Source organism: Corynebacterium sp. 22-2729 (genome assembly GCF_053479475.1).
In genome coordinates, this window is record NZ_JBRBCA010000005.1 from 84,043 (window position 1) to 105,740 (window position 21,698).

Sequence of the window (21,698 nt, forward strand, 5' to 3'; positions counted from 1 at the left end):
CCTGGTTAGGTGCAGGTGGAGTAGGATTTCGGGCAAATCCTTCCCCTGCCACGATTGGTGCCCAGACTTGCCAGAGAAGATTGGCTTGCTGGCAGACCGAGGACTGCCAGCGGTGCGCGTGCGCGCCATGCTCCAACAGCTCGCTAAGGCCTCGGAGAATCACGTCTCCGGGACCAAACCCATCCTCGAATTCCGCACCGGAACGCTGCCGATGGACGAGTTCGGCAACGTCCGCCTCGCCGACACTGCCCCCGGAATCCTACGCGACTACGGCTGGGATCGGCTGGTGTACGTCACCGACCTGCCGCTGACCACCCGCAGGCCGGTAATCAGCCAGACCGTCGAGCAGGGCAAGGCCACCATGTTGTGCCTGCCTGCCTTTGGCCTGCTGCGAGCCAAAGAAGGACTGTGGCAGGAGCTGTCGCGCCTGGTCTGCGGCAAGCACGCCGGAGCTGGCCAGCGCGAAAAGGGCGTAGACGAGATCGAGGGCGGCGACGCAGAGGCCGATACCACCCGCGTACTCGAAGGCCGTGGGCGCACCCTGCGCCTGCTGTTGGGAATGATCCGCGGCAACCGTCCCGGCCAGTTGCTCAAGGTGCTCTCCAGCTGCCTGGCCACGGGCGTGGCCACAGGCGGCTTCGGCATCTTCTATGGTTCTGTGTGGGAGATGTCCTACTTGATCAGCCCGTGGCGGCAGATCATGATCACCATCCTTTCCATTACCCTCCTGACCTTCTGGTTGATCTACAAAAACGGCCTGTGGAATGGGGGATATAGCCGTAAGGCGGAACCGTCCGTGTTGAGCGTCGGCGCCGATGCAACCTCCACACAGGCTTCCTCCGACAGTGTCGAGTGGTGGCGCGCCCGGATGGATAACCTGGCCACCATCGGCACGGTGCTGATCTCCGCTACCGGCGTCTATGCCCTGATCTACCTGACGATGCTGCTGGTCAGCGCCGCGGTTGTGCCGGTGCCCTTCTTTCAAAACAAGGTGAACTCCACTATCACGCCGCTGGATTATTTGACGCTGGCATGGTTTGCGGCGTCACTAGGCACCCTCGGCGGAGCACTCGGCTCGAGCTTTGATACTGACGAATCGGTGCGCGAGGCCACATATAACCGCCGCGAACTGCAGCGCAGGCAGATCGTCGGGCTTTTCGACGGCGACTAGCGCTGTAGGGGCACGAGCTAGTACGGCGACACGCTCGAACGGTGCGGGTCGATCTCCAACGAGCGGTGGATCGGTGGAAACGCGCGCTGCGGGCAGTTATCGCGCGGACACAGTCGGCAGCCGGAGCCGATCGGCACTGCCGCGGACGTATCTTTCAGATCCAACCCATCCGAATACACCGTGCGGTCGGCGTGCCGCAGCTCGCAGCCCAAACCGATGGCGAACATCTTTCCCGGTTGCCCCCAGGCCGCGCGGTGGTGGTTCACGGTGCGGGCGATCCACAGGTACGTCCGCCCGTCGGGCATCTGCGCGATCTGCCGCATGATCTTGCCGGGGTAGCTAAACGTCTCGTACACATTCCACAGCGGGCACGTGCCACCCGAGTTCGACAGGTGCAGGCCTGTCGCTGACTGTCGCTTGGACATGTTGCCCGCACGGTCCACGCGCACAAAAGTCCAGGGCACACCGCGCAGGCTGGGGCGCTGCAGGCTGGAAAGGCGGTGGCAGACGGTCTCGTAGCCCACGCCGTATTCACGCATGAGGAATTCGAGGTCGTAGCGCGATTCTTCGGCCGAGCTGTGGAACTGCCGGTAGGGCAGCAGAAGTGCGGCGGCATAATAGCTAGCTAAGCCACGGCGCGCCAGCGCGCGGGATTCTTCGGATTGGAAGTGCCCCAGCTCCACCAGCGAGTCGATCGTTGTGCCCGCTTCCAGGTAGGCCAACTCTGTAGCCAGTCGGAACGCAATCTGCCCGGGGCGCATCTTCGACGACACGTGGAGTGTCTTTTTCTGCGGGTCGAACTTGTGCTGCGTGTCGCCCAGGTCTCGCGAGTAAATCACCTGTACTTGGTGTACCTGTTGTAGGCGCTCGGCGATGATCTGTTCGGTGTGGTGTATCTGGTTCGCCCCGATGTTTATTTTGGACGCCAACTTTTCCGCTGCCACATCGAGAACATCGATGTAGTTCTGCCTGGCGTAGAAGAAGTCGCGGACTTCATCGTGTGGCATAGAGAACGCTTCCGGCCCGGAGGCCCGCCCGAAGAGTTCACCCTTGGGAGTGATGGAAAGGATAGCGGATCCCTGCACACGCTCCTCTGTGAGCAGCGAGAGGGTATCCGAGACATTGCGGTAGCGGGAGTGTAGATCCACGAAGGCACGCGCGAGATCTGGGTGGTTCTTTACAAGCGCGGCTAGTTCGGTGACATCCGCCGGGGTGGGGCTGATTTCCGGATCGAGGGTGACATCTTGGATTTCCGCAAGGAGGCGGGTGGAATCTTGATCTGCGAAGAAGGTTGGGTCGATGCCGAATGCAGCGGTGATGCGCTCCAACACGGCGGTGGTTAGCGGGCGTCCGTCGTGCTCGATCTGGTTTACGTAGCTGGCGGAGAGGTCCAGGATCTCGGCTAGGCGTGCCTGGGAGATTCCGCGTTCCTTGCGCAGTTGGCGGAGGCGGGAACCAACAAAGGGGCGCTCTGCGCCTGTCTCGGCGGTGGAGTTTCCGCCGCCTCTGTTTTGTGATCCTCGTGTTGGTTCAGTCCGTTTGGCCATGGTGTTCACCAGTATATTCCCCGCGGCCTGGTCTGGGTCTCAAGTAAGACGCCCAGGTGAGTATGCGAGTTAGATTGGAAAAGAAACCCCGGCCAGCACTTGCGTGCTGACCGGGGTTTGAGCATGTCACGGGCCTAGAAGCCCGCGCAGCTAGTTCCTAGCGCTTGGAGAGCAAGCGGCTTAGTGGAACTGGCCCTCCTCGGTGGAGCCCTTCAGAGCGGTGGTGGAGGAGTTCGGGTCGACGGTGGTGGCGATCTTGTCGAAGTAGCCTGCACCGACCTCGCGCTGGTGCTTCACAGCGGTGAAGCCGCGCTCCTTGGCGGAAGCGAACTCGCGGTTCTGCAGCTCCACGAATGCGGACATCTGGTTGCGGGCGTAGCCGTAAGCCAGGTCGAACATGGAGTGGTTCAGAGCGTGGAAGCCAGCCAGGGTGATGAACTGGAACTTGAAGCCCATTGCGCCCAGCTCGTTCTGGAACTTGGCGATGGTGTCGTCGTCCAGGTGTGCAGACCAGTTGAAGGACGGGGAGCAGTTGTAAGCCAGCAGCTGATCCGGGAACTCGGAGCGAACAGACTCAGCGAACTTCTTAGCCAGCTCCAGATCCGGGGTGCCGGTCTCCATCCAGATCAGGTCGGCGTACGGAGCGTATGCCTTCGCACGAGCGATGCAAGGCTCGATGCCGTTCTGGACGTTGTAGAAGCCCTCAGCGGTGCGGCCGCCGGTCAGGAACGGCTTGTCGCGATCGTCAACGTCGGAGGTCAGCAGGGTAGCGGCCTCGGCGTCGGTACGAGCAACAACCAGGGTCGGGGTGTTGGCAACGTCAGCTGCCAGACGTGCGGAGTTCAGGGTACGGATGTGCTGCTGGGTCGGGATCAGAACCTTGCCGCCCAGGTGGCCACACTTCTTCTCGGAGGCCAGCTGGTCCTCCCAGTGGGTACCTGCAGCGCCGGCCTTGATCATGGCCTTCTGCAGCTCGTAAACGTTCAGTGCGCCACCGAAGCCAGCCTCGCCGTCGGCAACGATCGGAACCAGCCAGTTCTCAACGGAGTCGTCGCCCTCAACGCGAGCGATCTCGTCAGCGCGGGACAGCGCGTTGTTGATGCGCTGAACAACAGACGGAACGGAGTTAGCCGGGTACAGGGACTGGTCGGGGTAGGTGTGGCCGGACAGGTTGGCGTCACCAGCGACCTGCCAACCGGACAGGTAAACAGCCTTCAGGCCTGCGCGGACCTGCTGAACAGCCTGGTTACCGGTCAGTGCGCCCAGAGCGTTGATGTAGGAATCGTCATCCTTGTTGACTGCTTCCCACAGGATCTCAGCGCCGCGGCGTGCCAGGGTGTGCTCTTCAACAACGGTGCCCTGCAGCTCAGCGACCTGCTCTGCGGTGTAATCGCGCTCGACGTTAGCCCAACGGGGGTTCTCGTCCCAGTCCTTCTGGATTTCTTCAGCGGTACGTGCCTTGCCGACGTTCGACATGTAGGGGTCACTTCCTTACTAATTAAGGGGAGAGTTATGTCTTGGTCCCTGCCCGGGGGTTCCTGGCGGGGGGACAGCGATTCGCACACTCGGAGGCCTAACGTCACCGTTAGGTGAAGTCTGCGTTTCGTGTCTCTGCCTATGAGAGTACCAACCCAAATAACCGCGTCAATGCCGGTCAGGCGGATATTTATGTGTGGGGGTGGTCACTCTTTTTGTTAATTTTGTGAAGTTTTTCTCCCTACTGTTTCTTAATGACGCCCCAGGGTTAGAACGTGATCTGGCTCTCTTGCTGGACTTATAGGTGTGGTGCGCCACGGGATGAGACGCGGCGTCAAAAAGAAAAAGAGAAATAGTCATGCCCGAAAGTCCCCGTCTGTGGGGGTGAGAAAAGTGCGATCTATAACCAACTTCGTGCCCATGGTGAGGGAAGTCACCTAGTCTTTGTGAGTAGAGACCTTTGAATAGGTAGATCGACCAATAAGTGAGGAGTCACCATGACCCAGACCGAGCGTGTAACCGCCGGCGGCCTTCAGGTTGCCAAGACCCTTTACGACTTCGTGAACACCGAGGTACTTCCTGTCATTGGCAAGGATTCCGCCGAGGAGCAGGAGAAGTTCTGGGATGGCTTCGGCAAGATCGTCGAGGAGTACACCCCGCGCAACCGCGAGCTGCTCAACACTCGCGACGAGTTACAGGAAAAGATGGATGCCTGGTACGCCGACCACAAGGGTGCTCAGGATCCGGAGGAGTACACCGCGTTCCTGAAGGAAATCGGCTACCTGGTTGACGAGCCGGGCGATTTCGAGATTAAGACCCAGAACATTGACCCGGAGGTTGGAACCACCGGCGGTCCGCAACTAGTTGTGCCGATCCTGAACGCCCGCTTCGCCCTGAATGCGGCGAACGCCCGCTGGGGTTCTCTGTACGACGCCCTCTACGGCACCGACGCTATCTCCGAGGACAACGGCCAGGAAAAGGGCACCGGCTACAACAAGGTTCGCGGCGACAAGGTCATCGAGTGGGGCCGCGAGTTCCTGGACCGCGTAGTACCCCTGGAGTCCGGCTCCCACAAGGACGTCACCAAGTACGCGGTTGAGTCCGGCCAGTTCACCGCCACCATCGACGGCAATGACGTTCACCTGCGCAACCCGGAGGTCTACGCAGGCTTCGGCGGCGACAAGGCCAACCCGACCGACATTCTGCTGTACAACAACGGTCTGTACATTGACATTCAGATCGACCCGGAATCCCCGATCGGCAAGACCGACAAGGCCGGCGTCAAGGATCTGAACCTTGAGTCCGCAATCTCCACCATCATGGACTTCGAGGACTCCGTCGCCGCTGTCGACGCAACCGACAAGACCCTGGGCTACCGCAACTGGCTGGGTCTGAACACCGGCAACCTCACCGAGGAAGTGGAGAAGGGCGGCAAGACCTTCACTCGTAAGCTGAACGATGACCGCGTGTTTACCTCCCGCGATGGTGAGGAGCTGCGTCTGCACGGCCGTTCCCTGCTGTTCGTGCGTAATGTTGGTCACCTGATGCAGAATCCGGCGATCTTGGATCAGAACGGTGAGGAGATCTTCGAGGGCATCATGGATGCCGTTATTACTTCGGCTGCTGCGATCCCGGGTCTGGATGAGAACAACCCGCGTCGTAACTCCCGCAATGGTTCGATCTACATCGTGAAGCCGAAGCAGCACGGCCCGGAGGAGGTTGCGTTCACCAACGACCTGTTCGGTGCGGTGGAGGACCTGCTGGGTCTGGAGCGGTTCACCTTGAAGGTTGGTGTGATGGATGAGGAGCGTCGTACCACTGCCAACCTGGATGCCTGCATTGCGCAGGTTAAGGAGCGCCTGGCGTTTATTAACACCGGCTTCCTGGATCGCACTGGTGATGAGATCCACACCTCTATGCTGGCTGGTCCGATGGTGCGTAAGGCGGATCTGCAGACCGCGCCGTGGAAGCTGGCTTACGAGGACAACAATGTGGATGCTGGCCTGGCACACGGTCTGCCGGGTAAGTCGCAGATCGGTAAGGGCATGTGGGCCAAGACTGAGCTGATGGCGGACATGCTGGCGCAGAAGATCGGCCAGCCGAAGGAAGGCGCGTCTACCGCGTGGGTTCCGTCCCCGACGGGTGCAACACTGCACGCAACCCACTACCACGAGGTAGATGTCTTCGAAGTGCAGGACAAGCTGCGTACCGAGGGTCGTCGTGAGACGCTGGGTGACATCCTGACCATTCCGGTGGCGGAGTCCGCTGACTGGTCTGACGAGGAGATCGCCGAGGAAATTGATAACAACTCCCAGTCCATCCTGGGTTATGTGGTTCGCTGGGTGGAGCAGGGTGTGGGTTGCTCTAAGATTCCGGATATCCACGACATCGATCTGATGGAGGATCGCGCTACTTGCCGTATTAACTCGCAGCACTTGGCTAACTGGCTGAAGCACGGTGTGGTGAACGAGGAGCAGGTTCTGGAATCTTTGCAGCGTATGGCTGTAAAGGTAGATGAGCAGAACGCTGGTGACGCGAACTACCGCAACATGGCTCCGAACTTTGACGAGTCGGTGGCTTTCCAGGCTGCGAAGGATTTGGTGTTTAAGGGTCTGGAGCAGCCGGCCGGTTACACTGAGCCGATCTTGCATGCCCGTCGTTTGGAGTTCAAGGAAAAGAACGGCATCGCCTAAAGCGATACGGATCTAACCGCCGGTGTGAGCCCGCCTCACCCGGCGGTTTTCCTTGCCCGGACAGGTGTCCGATCCCCTGGCTAGACTGGTGGACGCACGAAAAATAGACATCAACAAGCACGCACAACAAGGCGCCCCGGAAGGAGCCTCCGACTTGTCTGTCACCACCTTTGGGAGTTCACCCGACCGCTCTCTTTTTGATTTTGACGCCGTACTTTTCGACCTCGACGGCGTGATCACCCCCACCGCCGAGCTCCACCGCCAGGCGTGGGCACGGATGTTCACCGCGTTCTTGGAATCCAAAGGCACGTGGCCATATACCGAACAGGATTACTTCGACTACCTGGATGGACGCCGCCGCGACGAGGGGGTAGCCGCACTTCTGGCCAGCCGAGACATCGAGCTTCCGGCGGGTACCCCGGAAGACAATGCGGACGAGGATACGATCCACGGCTTGGGTGCGCGGAAGAACGAGGACTTTCTGAAGCTGGTGGAAGAAGGCGTACAGCCCTACCAGGGCTCCGTGCAGCTGCTCGATGCGATCCGGGAACGCGCTACAGCAGGGGAGAAGACCCCAAAGATCGCTATTGTTTCCTCCTCCAAGAACGCGCGTCCGGTGCTGCAAGCAGCGGGGCTGCTCGATCGGTTTGAAGTGATAGTGGATGGCGTGGTGGCGTCAGAAAAAGAGCTACCGGGTAAGCCCGCACCAGACACGTACCTGTACGGTGCGCAGCAGCTCGGCGCGAGCGCTTCGAATGCAGTGGTGGTAGAGGATGCCACCAGTGGTGTGGCCAGCGGAAAAGCGGGACAGTTCGGGCTGGTCATTGGCGTGGATCGCGGAGCTGGTGCAGAGGCGCTGCGTGACCACGGTGCGGATATCGTGGTTGACGATCTAGCGGATCTGCTGGGATAGATCGCGTCAAAGAGACGCTTTAACCAAAGAATTTTTAATTAACGACTCGGAGAATCGCAGAACAACATGGGAATCAACGCCCAAAGAAAGACCAAGCGCACCCCTGCTGACCAGCGTCTAAAGGATTACCTTGCTACTCGGCGCGAAGGCGCAGAGACCGGCTTTAAGCGCCCTATCGACGGCGGCGACCTGCGTGCGGAGGGATTCCGCGCAGACATGAAGCACAGCGCTGTGAACCCGCTGGAGGCAGTGGATCGGGATAACAACCCGGTCGACGAGTGGGCGCTGATCGAGACGCGCCCCAACTTCATGGATTTAGGCGTTGCCGAGACCCTCTTTGCGCTATCCAATGGCTACCTGGGATTGCGCGGAAACCCGGAGGAAGGGCGCGATTCCAAGACCCATGGCACCTTCATCAACGGTGTGCATGAGACCTGGGATATCGAGCATGCCGAGGATGCCTACGGTCTGGCGCGCACAGGCCAGAGCATCGTTTCTGTGCCGGATGCCAAAGCCATGCGCCTGTATATCGATGACGAGCCGCTGCGCCTGGGCAACGCGGAGGTTATGGAATACAACCGCAGCCTGGACTTCCGCGAAGGTGTGTTGCGCCGCAGCTTGGTCTGGCGCACTCCAGGTGGCAAGCATGTGCGCGTGACCTCCGAGCGCATGGTGAGCTTCCAAGAGCGCCACCTGGCTTTGCAGTCCTTGGAAGTCGAGCTGCTGGATGCACCGGCCGCAGTGGTGATTTCCTCTCAGCTGCTGAACCGTGAGGATGGGCAGGGGGAGTTCCCGGATAATAATGCCCGCGTAGCGGGCGAAGAAGGCTTTGATCCGCGCAAGGGCGAGCAGTTCCAGGATCGCGTCTTCATCCCCAAGTACCAGTCCAGTACAGAGCCGGAACGCGCGACGCTGGGTTACCAGATCAACCACTCGGGAATGACCGTCACCGTGTCCATGGACCACATTCTGGAAGTCGATAACCCTGTAGATGATGCGGACGTGGGCATGGATACCGGCGTGGAGGTTTCCACGGAGGTGGAAGAGGACGTTGCGCGCGTAACGTACCACCTCAACGGCAGGAAAGGCATGAAGATGCGCCTGGAGAAGTACACGGCGTATCACTCTTCCCGCCACGTCGCCCCGCAGGAGCTCGCGTTCCGCTGCGCGCGTACGATCAACCGTGCGAAATCGGTGGGCTTTAGCAACTTGATGGATAACCAAGCCGAATGGCTTGCTCGCTTCTGGGAACGCTCTGATGTGCGCATTGAGGGGCAGCCTGCTCTGCAGCAGGCAGTGCGTTGGAATATCTTCCAACTGATCCAGGCCTCTGCGCGCGCGGAAACCAACGGAATCCCGGCGAAGGGCATGACCGGCTCCGGCTACGGCGGACACTACTTTTGGGATACGGAAATCTACGTCATGCCGTTCCTGTGCTACACCAACCCCAACCTGGCTCGAAATGCCCTGCGCTTCCGCTATGACATGCTGCCTGCGGCCAAACAGCGTGCGCTGGAGCTCTCGCACGATGGCGCGCTTTTCCCCTGGCGAACCATCAATGGCCAGGAGTCCTCGGCCTACTACGCTGCGGGAACCGCGCAGTATCACATCGATGCCGACATTGCGTTTTCCCTGATGAAATACGTCTACGCCACCGGCGATACAGAATTTTTGTTGCAGCAGGGGATCAGCCTGCTGGTGGAAACCGCTCGCTTCTGGATGTCCATTGGCTTCTTCAACAGCCAACAGGACAAGTTCGAGATCCATTCCGTGACCGGACCGGACGAGTACACCACCGTGGTGAACAACAACTTGTTCACAAACGTGATGGCTCAGTACAACCTGGAAGTTGCGGCGGCAGTGGTGCGCCAGATGAGGGAAGAGCGACCGGAGGAATATCGCAACCTACAGCACCTGAAGAACATCACGGTTGCCGAGGTGGATTTGTGGCGCAAGGCCGCTGATTGCATGTACATCCCTTATAACGAGGAGCTGCAGGTTAACCCCCAGGACGATCAGTTCCTGCATCGCCGCATTTGGGATCTCGATGATCCGGAGGTGGGGCCAAAGCGGCCGCTGTTGCTGCACTATCACCCGTTGACGATCTACCGCTATCAGATTCTGAAGCAGGCCGACGTGGTGCTGGCGCTATTCCTACAGGGGCAGCGTTTCTCCACAGAGGTTAAGCGTGCGGACTACGACTACTACGACATTCTGACCACGGGTGATTCCACCCTTTCTGCGGTCGTGCAATCCATCATCGCTGCAGAGCTGGGTTACAAAGAAAAAGCAGAGGAGTTTTTCTACCGCGGTCTATTCGTCGATATGGGCGACTTGCACCACAATGCCTCGGACGGTGTACATATCGCCTCGTGTGGTGGTGCGTGGACGGCGCTGACCCATGGTTTCGGCGGCTTCCGTGATTTCTATGGGCAGTACACGATTGATCCGCGCCTGCCGGATGAGTGGGAATCTTTGACTTACCACATCACCCTGCATGGCGAGCGTCTGCGTGTAGAAGTCCGCCCCGGTGAAGTGGAGCTGGTAGTTGAGGAAGGCGACCACAAGGTTGGTCCGATTTGGGTCATGGGTGAGGAAGTTGTTGTCGGTCATGAGCCCGTCATTGTTAAGGGGCAGACGTTGCTCAGTGAACATCGCGCCGATAGTGACTTCCCGACCGGCACTCCGGACCACCGGGTAAAATTATAAAAATATATATTTATTGACGCCTACCGTCCCCGTGGGTCCGTATTCTAAGTTACGTGTTTAGTGGGGTGGGGGCCTAAGGGGTGGGAGTGTGGCGTCATTAATAAAAATAGTCAAGAGTGGCACGAAAGTCGTGTGACCAGTGTGACGCGACGCTATGACCACCTCTCATAACGAACTTAACAGTACGGATGTACCGTTAGTCGTATTTTTGCAAGGCTTATATTGCGAAAATGTCATACCCCATAACGGGGTGTAAGTGGGTGAATCTGCAGGTACACAAGTAGTCCGAGGGGGGTCGCAAGATTTACAGTGTCTATGACACTGGAGGTGCCATGACTGTTAAATATGACGACCGTGAGGCAATCGCTCACGGAAAACTGAGAACTTCGAGCCTGCGCGAGAAGCCAGGCTTCCCTTCGTGGGCGATGAAGCTGACGATGGCCATCACGGGCATCATCTTCGCGCTGTTCGTCCTGGTTCACATGGTTGGAAACCTGAAGGTTTACATGGGGGCCGAATCCTTCAATACCTACGCCGACTTCCTGCGTGAATTTGGTTACCCGCTGCTGCCGCACGAGTCCTTCCTGTGGGTTGCTCGTATCGTGCTGCTGGTTTCCCTGATCCTGCACGTTTGGTGTGCTTTCGCACTGACCAGCCGTGGACACCAGTCCCGTGGCCGCTACCGCCGCAAGGGAATGGTCAGCAGCTGGAATACGTTCACCGCACGCAGCATGATCGTTACCGGTATCGTGCTGCTGCTGTTCATTATCTTCCACATCCTGGATCTGACGATGGGCGTGAAGCCGGTCGCTTCTGAGGACTTCCAGGGTCCGGTTGACGGTGCACACGCCGCGTTCCAGAACCTGGTTGCATCCTTCGATCGCCCGGCTGTGGCTATCTTCTACATCCTGGCGATGCTGATCCTGTTTATGCACCTGTCCCACGGCATCTGGACTGCTACCTCGGACCTGGGCATCACTGGCCACCGCACCCGCAAGGTCATGCTGTGGATCGCTTACCTGCTGCCCGCGATCGTGATGATCGGCAACATCTCCATCCCGCTGGCTGTGATGTTTGGGTTGGTTGATCAGGCCTCGTTCGTCCCGGTTGGACAATAACGGCGAGTCTGATTTCAAGGAGAAGAGAGTTAAATGAGCGAAGTAACTAACCACCCGCACAATCAGACCGCGGACTTCGACTACGACAAGGCCGTAGCGGCTTTCACCGCACCGGAATCTGTCGTGGAGGGTGTGACCGTCGGCAAGGTGCTGAAGGATAACGCACCGCACGCGGTCAGCCAGGATAAGCAGTGGCAGTACGCCAAGGAACACTTCGGCATGGTGTCCCCGCTGAACCGCAACAAGTTCCGCATTCTCATCGTCGGCACTGGCCTGGCCGGTGGCGCTGCAGCTGCCGCACTGGGCGAGCTGGGCTACGACGTGAAGGTGTTTACCTACCACGACTCCCCGCGTCGCGCGCACTCCATCGCCGCGCAGGGCGGTGTGAACTCCTCCCGCGGTAAGAAGCTGGATAACGACTCCACCTACCTGCACGCGAAGGACACCGTCAAGGGCGGCGACTACCGTTGCCGCGAGAACGATTGCTGGCGTCTGGCCATGGAGTCCCCGAAGGTTATCGACCACATGAACGCCGTGGGCGCTCCGTTCTCCCGCGAGTACGGCGGCACCCTGGCCACCCGTTCCTTCGGTGGTGTGCAGGTTTCCCGCACCTACTACACCCGTGGTCAAACAGGTCAGCAGCTGCAGCTGGCTACCACCTCTGCGCTGTACCGCCAGATCGGTGCCGGTCACGTGGAGATCTTCACCCACAACGACCTCGTTGACCTGATCGTCAAGGATGGCCGCTGTGAGGGCGTTATCATGCGCAACCTGCTGACCGGCGAGCTGAAGGCTCACACCGGCCACGCAACCGTGCTGGCTACTGGCGGTTACGGCAACGTGTACCACATGTCCACTCTGGCCAAGAACTCCAACGCCTCGGCTATCATGCGCGCCTACGAGCTGGGTGCCTACATGGCGTCCCCGTCCTTCGTCCAGTTCCACCCGACGGGCCTGCCGGTGAACTCCACCTGGCAGTCCAAGACGATCCTGATGTCCGAGTCGCTGCGTAACGACGGCCGCATCTGGACCCCGAAGAAGAAGGGCGACGACCGCAAGCCGAACGATATTCCGGAAGACGAGCGCGATTACTTCCTGGAGCGTCGCTACCCGGCCTTCGGCAACCTGGTTCCGCGTGACATCGCTTCCCGTGCCAACGCCCAGCAGATCAACGCTGGCTACGGTGTGGGCCCGATGAAGAACTCCGTGTACCTGGATCTGGGTGACGCTATCCAGCGTCTGGGCAAGGACACGATCCGCGAGCGTTACTCCAACCTGATCCAGATGTACGAAGAGGCCATCGGCGAGTCCGCTTACGAGACCCCGATGCGCATTGCCCCGACCTGCCACTACACCATGGGTGGCCTGTGGACCGACTTCAACGAAATGACGTCTATCGACGGTCTGTTCTGCTCTGGTGAGTCCTCCTGGATGTACCACGGTGCGAACCGCCTGGGAGCTAACTCCCTGCTGTCCTCCTCCGTGGAGGGCTGGTTCACTCTGCCGTTCACCATCCCGAACTACCTGGCACCGCACCTCGGCGAGGAGATTCCGGCTGAGGATTCCCCTGCCGCACAGGAAGCTCTGCAGCGTGCAAAGGATCGCATCGAGCGTCTGACCAGCATCAAGGGTGACAACCCGCACGGTCCGGAGTACTACCACCGCCAGCTCGGCGAGATCCTGTACTTCTCCTGTGGTGTGTCCCGCAACGTGAAGGACATGAAGGACGGTATCGAGAAGATCCGCGCCCTGCGTAAGGACTTCTGGGCTAACCTGCACATCCCGGGCGGTACCGAGGAGATGAACCAGACCCTCGAGTACGCAACCCGCGTTGCCGACTACCTGGATCTGGGCGAGCTAATGTGTGTGGACGCACTGGATCGCGACGAGTCCTGTGGTGCCCACTACCGCGATGACCACCTGTCCGAAGACGGCGAGGCAGAGCGTGACGATGACAACTGGTGCTTCGTTTCCGCTTGGCAGCCGAATGGCGAGAACAAGTTCATCCGCCACTCCGAGCCCCTGTACTTCGACCGTATCCCGCTGATGACAAGGAATTACAAGTAATGAAACTGCATCTTGAAATCTGGCGTCAGGCGGGCCCGAATGCCGAAGGCCACTTCGAGTCTGTTGACGTTGATGACGCTGCCGAGCAGATGTCCATCCTGGAGCTGCTTGACCACGTAAACAACAACTACGTAGAGGCGGGCAAGGAGCCCTTCGCTTTCGCCTCGGATTGCCGCGAGGGCATCTGCGGTACCTGTGGCCTGATGGTCAACGACCGCCCCCACGGTCCGGACAAGAACAAGCCTGCTTGCCAGCAGCGCCTGCTCTCCTTCAACGATGGTGACACCATCAAGCTGGAGCCGCTGCGCTCTGCCGCATATCCGGTGATCAAGGACATGGTCGTCGACCGCTCCGCACTGGATCGCGTGATGGAAAAGGGTGGCTTCGTCTCCGTCATGGCCGGCACCGCCCCGGACGCTGACTCCCTGATGGTTAACCACTCCGACGCTGAGAAGGCACTGGATCACGCAGCCTGCATCGGCTGTGGTGCCTGTGTTGCAGCGTGCCCGAATGGTGCGGCTCACCTGTTTACCGGCGCGAAGCTGGTGCACCTGACGCTGTCTCCGCTGGGTCGCGAGGAGCGCGGTCTCCGCGCCCGCAAGATGGTTGATGAGGTCGAGGGAACCTTCGGTCCTTGCTCGCTGTACGGCGAGTGCGCTGACGTTTGCCCGGCGGGTATCCCGCTGACGGCTGTGGCAGCTATCACAAAGGAACGCACCCGTGCCGCTTTCCGCGGCAAGGATGACTAAGATCAACTCCAAGATAAGTATCAGGAAAGTAGGAGAGAACCATGGCACTCAGTGAGAACCTGCACATGGAGCGTTACTACGTTGATGGCTACCAGCCGTCCAGCTTTGATGCGCCGCACTCTTCCCTGCAGCGCTCCCTTACTTGGATCGGCATGGGCTTTTGGCTGCTGCTGATGCCGGGTCTGGGTACCATCGTGTTCGGTCTGGCTACCAACATGTCCGGCACTCAGGACGACGGCATGCTGTACCTCATCATCGGCATTGTCATGTCCGTGGTTGCTGTTGTTGCGGGTTCTGCGTGCATCCGCGCAGGTCGCAAGAACTACCGCGCGTACAAGAGTCGCTCTGGGCGCATCATCTAGCGTCGGCTAGTCGCCGCTAAGCACCGTCTGCCGGTGCTTGCATGCACCTCCATTTGCGCAGACCGCGTCGCTCCTCTTGGGCGGCGCGGTCTTGCTTCGCCCAGTGTGGTTGTGGGTTGGCAGGGGGCATGTCGTTAGAACGGGAATGTGTACGCCCAGCTACCCGACTTCCGAAAATAGTCAGCGCTCTGACCAGGAGTTTTGGATAAATGAGAAGGGTTGTCTTTAACACATTCCCGATCTAGCGACATCGCCGCAGTGTACCCGCACTGGCAACCAGCACATGCGGGGATCGCTGGAACCCAACGGGACCCATATTGACGCCCCAAGTGGTGCCATAATTGAACAATGACTGCTTCCGAAAACTCCACTGCATCAGGCCGACCCGAGCCTGTGCATCAGCAGCAACCAGCGGCCCAGCCAACATCGCCCCAGACCCCCAGGCCGTCATCACCACAGGCCGCCCAGGCATCACCACGCTTGGACTCACCACTGTCCCAAGTGCCCGGGCCAGATCCCGCCACCGAAGCTGCTCGCCGAGCCGAGTTGAGAAAGCACAAGACCATCGCCACTGGCCTCCTGGTCATCGCCACCCTCATCTACATCACCATGCGCTGGCTTGAATACCAGGGCAACCCCGGCGCCTGGATCGGCTACGTTCGTGCAGCTAGCGAAGCCGGTATGGTCGGCGCACTCGCCGACTGGTTCGCCGTCACCGCGCTATTCCGCCACCCGCTGCACATCCCCATCCCCCACACAGCCATTATCAAGCGCAAGAAGGATCAGGTCGGCCACGCGCTCAGTGAATTCGTCGGCGAGAACTTCCTCAATGCTGCCCTCATCAGCGACAAGCTTCGCAAGGCACGCATTCCACAACGCGCCAGCAACTGGGTCGTCGATGGGGGTGGGGCGCAGCGCGTCTCCCAGGAAGTCGGCAAGATCATCGACCTCACGGTCAATGGCATCAACCCTGCGGAAGCCGAACAGGTGCTTCGTGCACTGGTCATCGACAAGCTCAGCGAACCCACCTGGGGCCCGCCCCTGGGCCGCGGTCTCGAACAGCTCATCGAAGAGGGCCGCACGGAACCCGCCGTCGAAGCCATTGTGGTCTGGATGGACGATAAAGCCCGCACCTCCGAGGACTTCGTCGTGCGGCTCATCGACGAGCGCACACCCACCTGGGCACCGCGCTTCGTCCGCGAACTCGTCGGCTCCCGCGTGTACCGCGAGCTGGTGGAATTCACCGGAGATGTCCGCCGCGACCCGAACCACGATGCCCGCCGCCAACTGCGCTCGTTCATTTACCAACTCTCCCAAGACCTGCAACACGACGAAAAGATGATTGCGCGCGTTGAGGGGTTCAAGAACGATGTAATGACCTCCGGGCCTGTCACCGCAATGCCCGGCCGCCTGTGGGAGTCCGCCCGCGTGACACTTACCTCCTGGTCCCGCGACCCAGATTCCCTGCTGCGTCGCAGGATCGCGCAATGGGTGGAGGACTATGGGCGTCGAGTCCAAGAAGAACCGAAGCTCCGCGAAGAGCTAGAACGCCGCATCGTCGGAGCAGCCAGCTACCTTGCCGACAATTACGCAGGCGAGGTCACCGGCATCATTGGCGAGACGGTCGAGCGCTGGGACGCGCAGGAGGCCTCTGACAAGATCGAGCTGATGGTGGGCAAAGACCTGCAGTTTATTCGCGTCAACGGCACAATCGTGGGCGCATTAGCTGGCCTGGCGATTTACTCCCTGACTGAATTGATCTTTGCGTTAGGCTGAGGGGCATGAATACGGTTTTCACGGCGTTCTATTACGCCTACTCGGGCATTAATCTGGCGCTGGCTGTCGCGATTTTCGTGCTGGCGGCAACCGGGCTGGCGCAGCTGCTTAGCACCCGCGACGATGCCTTTACGGTGATCGATCGCGAGAAGCAGAACTGGTCGATGCTGATGGGCGCTGCGGTGGCGCTGTCCATCCTTAGCTTCTTCATTTCCATCGAGCTGCTGTGGATTATTGCAGCCGTCATCGTCGGTATTTACTGGCAGGACGTGCGCCCTGCAATCCGCGATGTGCTGGATAATGCGGGTGGTTCCTGGTGACTTCTTTCGATCGTTCTAAGGTCTCCCGCGCGTCCGTCGCCGCAATTCTGGATGCGACTCTGTTGAAGCCCGAAGCCTCGCGCGATGATGTCGCCACCTTGATCCGCGAAGCCAGCGATTTGGGATGTGGCGCGGTGTGCGTCTCGCCCTCGATGCTGCCTGTGGGTTCTTTGGTTGATGACGCCACGCTGCGCATCGCCACCGTGGCAGGGTTCCCCAGCGGCAAGCATGCCTCCTTGGTGAAGGCCACTGAGGCGCGTTATGCCGCGCAGTGCGGCGCCGACGAGATTGACGTGGTGATCGACGTAGCAGCGGCGCTGGCGAAGGATCAAAACGCGCTGCTCGGGGAACTGATCACTGTGCGGGAGGCCGTACCCCACCCGTTGGTGCTGAAGGTAATCCTGGAGTCCGCAGTGCTAGATGAGGAGCAGCTGCGCACGGCTGTGCGCGCGAGTGTGCAGGCCGGGGCGGATTATGTGAAAACCTCCACGGGTTTCCACCCTGCAGGTGGAGCGAGCGTGGAGGCTGTGAGCATTATGTCCGACGAGCTGCGCAAGCTGGGGAAGCTAGCGCCATTCGGCATGGGGGAGGAAGAACGCATCGCCGCGGGGCTGGTGGGCATTAAGGCCTCTGGCGGGATCCGCGACTGGGAGGCCGCCGTGGCGATGATTGAGGCCGGGGCTACGCGCCTGGGTGTTTCCGCTGCCGCGCAAGTGCTGGGCAGCTAGCCAGGCCTGTTGGAGAGCTGCTAGGCCGCCAGGGCGGAGGAACCTACCGGGCCGTCGTTCTTCCAAGGGCGGGTGACATCGGTGTTCTTGCTGGAATCACCAGAACCGCTGCCGGTGCCTCCGCCGTTGGTTGTGGTATCTGATTCCAGCTCGTTAAGGCTAACGTCCTGGCCGTACATGTGAATCTCCATACCTGCGTCCGTTACATTGATGGACTCGAACTTCATACCGCCCTGCAAATCAGTTGGGACGGAATCCTCCAACTGAGATTCCAGCTGGCTAGTGAAAGACTCCGGGAGTTCGAAGCCCAGCAAGGAGAAGCTGTCCATCTCCATTTTCATCTTGCCGTCCTGGACAGTTGGCTTGACCTCGAAAGTAGCCAAACCACCGGTGATTTCGAAGGTCAGGGTTTGTTTATCCGGGTTCGGCTTGACGTCAGTAAGCTGCATCATCCCGCTGATTGGATCACTGCTCTTGTCATCGTCGGCGCTCTCATTTGCTTGCGCCAGGAGCATTTCCTTGGGGATGGTCGTTTGACCCTTGAGCTCGCCTGCTGTGGACTTGTTCGCATCCTGACTGTCAAACTCGATGTCTCGCAGTTCCATGTGCACCGCAGGCTGTCCCTTGACAATCGGCTTGGATTTATCCTGCCCCTCGTAGGAAATATCCAGCGTAGAAGGAATGTCGACCGTCATCTGAGGGATCTTTTGCTGCACCAGTCCCAAAAGGAGGGGTGAGGCGCCGAAGGATACCTTGGGATCCTCAGAAGTAGAGATGCCGGATTCCTGCATCTGGTCCTTGAAACCGGCTTTAATTTGATCCTTCATGAACCACCGCACACCGAACTCGGCGAGCAGCAAGAGCAAGACGATGACGATGAGGAGGCTGATGAAGATCTTCAACCCTAGATGCCTCTTCTTCGGCTGCTGGATCATACCCTGACCCGGCTGGCCGAATTGCGGCTGCTGGTTCGGCTGCCAGGGCTGTGCGCCATACTGCTGGGCACCATACTGCTGATTCTGCTGCGCGCCGTATTGCTGGGGCTGCCGAGTCTGTTGCCCGCCGTACTGTGGTGCGTTTCCGGACATGCCGTTACCCGGATTGTTGTTCCAGACGGCCGTCTGATTTTCGTCATTGTGGGAACCGCCGAAACCGCCGCTGGGGATTGGATCCCCGTTGCCGGAGTTCGGATTCGGATTCTGTGAAGGGTTTTGTGGGTTAGTCACCCGTATCAGTGTTCCTTATCGTCGAAATTGTGCCAACCCGTATCTTAGCTTTCGTCTGTGTTTGTCAGGGGACGGACAATTAATCCACAGACTCGCACACCACTGACCATGGCAGAGTTATTGAGTTATCCGCCAGGCGGCGGCGTGGGTTGAGCCGCGCCGCGGGGAGGTAGGCGTCGCCAAGAGAGTCCAAGAACTCCCGCTTTGCCGAGCGCCACCGCACCCGCGGGCCAAAGACAGCCAAGGGGGCAGCGTGCTCCCAGCAACGGTCGAGCTCGGCCAGGACGTCGTAGATGCGATGCCCCGGAGTATTCCGGTGGATCAGGACTTTCGGCAGGCGTTCGGCAAGGTCGGACGGGGTTTCTATGTCCTGCGGATCCCAAGCAAGGGTCAGCGATTGTGGCCCCTGTTGGTCGAGCAGAACCCAGCATGAGCGACGACCGATCTCATCGCATGTGCCCTCGATAATCACCCCACCGGGGCGCAGATTCGCGCGCATTACGTCCCACGCAGCCTGGACTTGGTCTACGTCGTACTGCCGCAGCACATTGAAAGCCCGCACCACGTCGGCCTGTAACCCCGCCAGCTCGAAACCCCCGAGGGCAAAATGCACGCCCTCACGGTCCGGCAGCACGCGGGAAGGCTCAATCTCCAACCCCGTAACGTCCACAGTGGGCGCGATAGTGCGGAGCCAGCGAGCCCACTCGCAAGTAGTGGTGTGGGAGGCTCCGTATCCCACGTCTACAGCCACTGGAGTGCGGTGTTCGTGGAGTACCGCATTCCGCAGTTGGGCTTGCACCCGCGGCTGCGCTATCAGCCAACGGTCGGATTTGCGTAGTCGGTTGTAGCCGGTGGTGCCACGGGTAGGTACGCCAACAGGCCCGTCCGTGTTCCACGAACGGGCCTTGAGATTGTGGGCGTGGTCAGCCACGCGGGTTAGCCGAGCCTTTCGGTTTTGGTGGGTTAGCTAGAGTGAGTTGGTTTTGAGGCGAACGCCCCGAACCTTAGGCGTTCGGTCCTTAAGCGTTGTCGCTGATCCACTTCTGAATCAGAGAAGCTTCGCGGGTCAGGAACTCCTCGACCCACTCGGCGACCTTTGGCTCCAAAACGGCGCCCATCATAGGGATCTTCACGTCCACGGCGCAGTCGGCCTTCAGCTCGGAAGCGTCGCCATTGCCATTCAGGGTGACGTCTGCAGAGAAGGAAACCGGAGCGCCCTTGACCTCCGCGTTGACCTTGCCGGTGGTGGTGCCGTCAGCCAGCGGACCGAACTCGACGACGCGCTTGAGCTTCAGATCCTGGGACACCATGCCGCGCACGGCCTCCGGCAGTGCGGACTTCGGCAGCAGCTCGTAGAGGACGACCTCGATCGGATCCGGGGTGAAGGAGTTCACCTCGCCCGGCTCGTCGCCAATGTTCTCGGCTTCGTAGGCCCAGTAGTTCGCAGAGGAGAGTGCCTCGTAAACCTTTTCAATAGGGAAGTTAATCGTTGCAGTGTTCTCGCTGTGAGTAGTCATGCCAACAGACTACCTTTAGTGGTGTGACTGATTCGACAAACTTCGCACAAATCACGCCCGAAGAACGCGCGCAGCACCTTTTGGAGCGGTTGCGCGGCAATGTAAACGACTCCGCAGCCATCCCCGGTGTGCACGTCACCAGCCGTTCTTTCGCCGACATGACTACTTTGCGCATCGGCGCCGCGCCCGCTGGAGTTGTAGTGTGCTCGTCGGCTGAGGCTGTTGCTCAGGTTGTTTCTCTTCTTGACGCCCACAAGCAACCACTCTTGGTCGTCGGCGGAGGATCCAACCTCGTGGTCGGCGAGGGGGATGAGGTATCTCAGTTGATCGTGGTGCTGATGAGTGCCGGCGACGGGGGAGCGGGCGTCGAAAACCAGGGCGCCGGTGCCGAGGCCAATGCAGAGGCTAATTCCGAGGTCGAGGTTGTGATTGACCGCGAAACCGGTGTGGTGCGCGCGTTTGCGGGCATCGAGTGGGATCAGCTGGTAGCGGCGACCGTTGAAGCTGGGCTCGGCGGACTGGAATGCCTGAGCGGGATTCCTGGATCCGTTGGAGCCACGCCGGTGCAGAACGTGGGAGCTTATGGCGCAGAGGTGGCTCAGGTGCTGCGGCGTGTGCAGTTGTTCGACCGGGCAAGCGGGGAGCTGGAATGGGTTGAGCCAGCTGCGTTGGAGTTGGGATATAGGTACTCGAATCTGAAGTTCACGTCCCGGGCGGTGGTGACGGCGGTGGAATTCCAGCTGACCACCGATGGGTTGAGTGTGCCGTTGCGTTTCGGCGAGCTGGCTCGGCGCCTGGGGGTGGATGCAGATGAGGCTGCTGCCGGGGAGATCCGCCGGCCCGCCGCTGATGTGCGACAGGCTGTGCTGGAGTTGCGCGCCGGGAAGGGCATGGTTCTGGACGCGTCGGACCACGATACGTGGTCGGCCGGTTCGTTCTTTACGAACCCGATTGTCACTGGTGAAGAGGCTCGCGATGCGGTGGTGGCTGCAGTGCGTGAGCGATGTGGCGAGGCGGAGGCGGAGTCGATGCCACTGTATCCGGTGAAGGGTAGCGGTGCTGGCGGCGTGCAGCAGTTCAAGTTCTCGGCGGCGTGGCTGATTGAGCGTGCTGGCTTTGCCAAGGGCTGGCATGTTCCGGGTAATGACCGTGCATCTCTATCCACTAAGCACACCCTTGCCCTAACTAATCGCGGGTCTGCCACCAGCGAAGATGTAGTGGAATTGGCTCGGGCTGTGCGCGCCGGGGTACACGAGGCCTTCGGAGTAGTGCTGGAGCCGGAGCCAATCTGGGTGGGCGTGAGTATCGACTAGCTGGCTGCTCAAA

17 protein-coding genes are annotated in these 21,698 nt (G+C 59.9%); 12 read left to right on the plus strand and 5 right to left on the minus strand.

Going from position 1 to position 21,698, the window contains the following annotated elements; all coding sequences use genetic code 11:
* Positions 1 to 67 precede the first annotated feature (67 nt).
* Positions 68 to 1,171: a hypothetical protein gene (locus tag ACUY2T_RS04980; protein ID WP_434825170.1), complete on the plus strand. Its 1,104-nt coding sequence runs from the start codon at positions 68 to 70 to the stop codon at positions 1,169 to 1,171.
* A 17-nt stretch (positions 1,172 to 1,188) separates the two neighbouring features.
* Here the strand turns inward: ACUY2T_RS04980 and ramB are convergent, their stop codons facing one another.
* Complete coding sequence (gene ramB / locus ACUY2T_RS04985; protein WP_293790844.1) at positions 1,189 to 2,718, minus strand: acetate metabolism transcriptional regulator RamB; 1,530 nt, start codon at positions 2,716 to 2,718, stop codon at positions 1,189 to 1,191.
* A 180-nt stretch (positions 2,719 to 2,898) separates the two neighbouring features.
* Entirely contained in the window at positions 2,899 to 4,194 is a 1,296-nt protein-coding gene (aceA, locus tag ACUY2T_RS04990) for an isocitrate lyase (RefSeq protein WP_434825169.1), read from the minus strand.
* Between the two features lie 497 nt (positions 4,195 to 4,691).
* On the opposite strand from aceA, the gene ACUY2T_RS04995 reads away from it, so the two are divergent.
* The 10 genes from ACUY2T_RS04995 (at position 4,692) to deoC (ending at position 17,629) form a co-directional block, all read left to right on the plus strand.
* On the plus strand, positions 4,692 to 6,887 hold the full coding sequence (locus tag ACUY2T_RS04995; RefSeq protein ID WP_448307782.1) for a malate synthase G: 2,196 nt from the start codon (positions 4,692 to 4,694) through the stop codon (positions 6,885 to 6,887).
* 154 nt (positions 6,888 to 7,041) lie between these two features.
* Positions 7,042 to 7,800, plus strand: a complete 759-nt coding sequence (locus tag ACUY2T_RS05000) for an HAD family hydrolase (protein WP_448307783.1) — start codon at positions 7,042 to 7,044, stop codon at positions 7,798 to 7,800.
* 66 nt (positions 7,801 to 7,866) lie between these two features.
* Entirely contained in the window at positions 7,867 to 10,509 is a 2,643-nt protein-coding gene (locus ACUY2T_RS05005; RefSeq protein ID WP_448307784.1) for a glycoside hydrolase family 65 protein, read from the plus strand.
* Positions 10,510 to 10,841: 332 nt separating this feature from the next.
* Entirely contained in the window at positions 10,842 to 11,627 is a 786-nt protein-coding gene (locus ACUY2T_RS05010; RefSeq protein WP_293790840.1) for a succinate dehydrogenase cytochrome b subunit, read from the plus strand.
* 33 nt (positions 11,628 to 11,660) lie between these two features.
* Positions 11,661 to 13,694 (plus strand): fumarate reductase/succinate dehydrogenase flavoprotein subunit, encoded by a 2,034-nt coding sequence (locus tag ACUY2T_RS05015; RefSeq protein ID WP_448307785.1) that lies wholly within the window; start codon positions 11,661 to 11,663, stop codon positions 13,692 to 13,694.
* Positions 13,694 to 14,443 (plus strand): succinate dehydrogenase/fumarate reductase iron-sulfur subunit, encoded by a 750-nt coding sequence (locus tag ACUY2T_RS05020; protein WP_293790838.1) that lies wholly within the window; start codon positions 13,694 to 13,696, stop codon positions 14,441 to 14,443. The genes ACUY2T_RS05015 and ACUY2T_RS05020 overlap by 1 nt, the downstream gene beginning before the upstream one ends.
* A 41-nt stretch (positions 14,444 to 14,484) precedes the next feature.
* Positions 14,485 to 14,805 (plus strand): hypothetical protein, encoded by a 321-nt coding sequence (locus tag ACUY2T_RS05025; protein ID WP_448307786.1) that lies wholly within the window; start codon positions 14,485 to 14,487, stop codon positions 14,803 to 14,805.
* A gap of 348 nt (positions 14,806 to 15,153) precedes the next feature.
* Positions 15,154 to 16,581 (plus strand): DUF445 domain-containing protein, encoded by a 1,428-nt coding sequence (locus ACUY2T_RS05030; protein ID WP_448307787.1) that lies wholly within the window; start codon positions 15,154 to 15,156, stop codon positions 16,579 to 16,581.
* A 5-nt stretch (positions 16,582 to 16,586) separates the two neighbouring features.
* Positions 16,587 to 16,901, plus strand: a complete 315-nt coding sequence (locus ACUY2T_RS05035; RefSeq protein WP_448307788.1) for a DUF2516 family protein — start codon at positions 16,587 to 16,589, stop codon at positions 16,899 to 16,901.
* On the plus strand, positions 16,898 to 17,629 hold the full coding sequence (gene deoC, locus ACUY2T_RS05040; protein ID WP_448307789.1) for a deoxyribose-phosphate aldolase: 732 nt from the start codon (positions 16,898 to 16,900) through the stop codon (positions 17,627 to 17,629). Before ACUY2T_RS05035 ends, deoC begins: the two co-directional genes overlap by 4 nt.
* Positions 17,630 to 17,649: 20 nt before the next feature.
* Here the strand turns inward: deoC and ACUY2T_RS05045 are convergent, their stop codons facing one another.
* The 3 genes from ACUY2T_RS05045 to ACUY2T_RS05055 form a co-directional block, all read right to left on the minus strand.
* Positions 17,650 to 18,855 (minus strand): LmeA family phospholipid-binding protein, encoded by a 1,206-nt coding sequence (locus ACUY2T_RS05045; RefSeq protein WP_448307790.1) that lies wholly within the window; start codon positions 18,853 to 18,855, stop codon positions 17,650 to 17,652.
* Positions 18,856 to 18,934: 79 nt separating this feature from the next.
* Positions 18,935 to 19,786 carry a class I SAM-dependent methyltransferase gene (locus ACUY2T_RS05050; protein ID WP_448307791.1) on the minus strand — a complete coding sequence of 284 codons (852 nt, stop codon included), beginning with the start codon at positions 19,784 to 19,786 and terminating at the stop codon, positions 18,935 to 18,937.
* Positions 19,787 to 19,874: 88 nt separating this feature from the next.
* Entirely contained in the window at positions 19,875 to 20,372 is a 498-nt protein-coding gene (locus ACUY2T_RS05055) for a DUF2505 domain-containing protein (RefSeq protein ID WP_448307792.1), read from the minus strand.
* Positions 20,373 to 20,395: 23 nt separating this feature from the next.
* On the opposite strand from ACUY2T_RS05055, the gene ACUY2T_RS05060 reads away from it, so the two are divergent.
* Entirely contained in the window at positions 20,396 to 21,685 is a 1,290-nt protein-coding gene (locus ACUY2T_RS05060) for a UDP-N-acetylmuramate dehydrogenase (protein WP_448307793.1), read from the plus strand.
* Positions 21,686 to 21,698 lie beyond the last annotated feature (13 nt).

Excerpts from the sequence above, each read along its gene's own strand:
- ramB (WP_293790844.1), bottom strand. The coding sequence starts at position 2,718 with ATGGCCAAACGGACTGAACCAACACGAGGATCACAAAACAGAGGCGGC.
- aceA (WP_434825169.1), bottom strand. The coding sequence starts at position 4,194 with ATGTCGAACGTCGGCAAGGCACGTACCGCTGAAGAAATCCAGAAGGAC.
- ACUY2T_RS04995 (WP_448307782.1), top strand. The coding sequence starts at position 4,692 with ATGACCCAGACCGAGCGTGTAACCGCCGGCGGCCTTCAGGTTGCCAAG.
- ACUY2T_RS05005 (WP_448307784.1), top strand. The coding sequence starts at position 7,867 with ATGGGAATCAACGCCCAAAGAAAGACCAAGCGCACCCCTGCTGACCAG.
- ACUY2T_RS05010 (WP_293790840.1), top strand. The coding sequence starts at position 10,842 with ATGACTGTTAAATATGACGACCGTGAGGCAATCGCTCACGGAAAACTG.
- ACUY2T_RS05015 (WP_448307785.1), top strand. The coding sequence starts at position 11,661 with ATGAGCGAAGTAACTAACCACCCGCACAATCAGACCGCGGACTTCGAC.
- ACUY2T_RS05020 (WP_293790838.1), top strand. The coding sequence starts at position 13,694 with ATGAAACTGCATCTTGAAATCTGGCGTCAGGCGGGCCCGAATGCCGAA.
- ACUY2T_RS05025 (WP_448307786.1), top strand. The coding sequence starts at position 14,485 with ATGGCACTCAGTGAGAACCTGCACATGGAGCGTTACTACGTTGATGGC.
- ACUY2T_RS05030 (WP_448307787.1), top strand. The coding sequence starts at position 15,154 with ATGACTGCTTCCGAAAACTCCACTGCATCAGGCCGACCCGAGCCTGTG.
- ACUY2T_RS05035 (WP_448307788.1), top strand. The coding sequence starts at position 16,587 with ATGAATACGGTTTTCACGGCGTTCTATTACGCCTACTCGGGCATTAAT.
- ACUY2T_RS05055 (WP_448307792.1), bottom strand. The coding sequence starts at position 20,372 with ATGACTACTCACAGCGAGAACACTGCAACGATTAACTTCCCTATTGAA.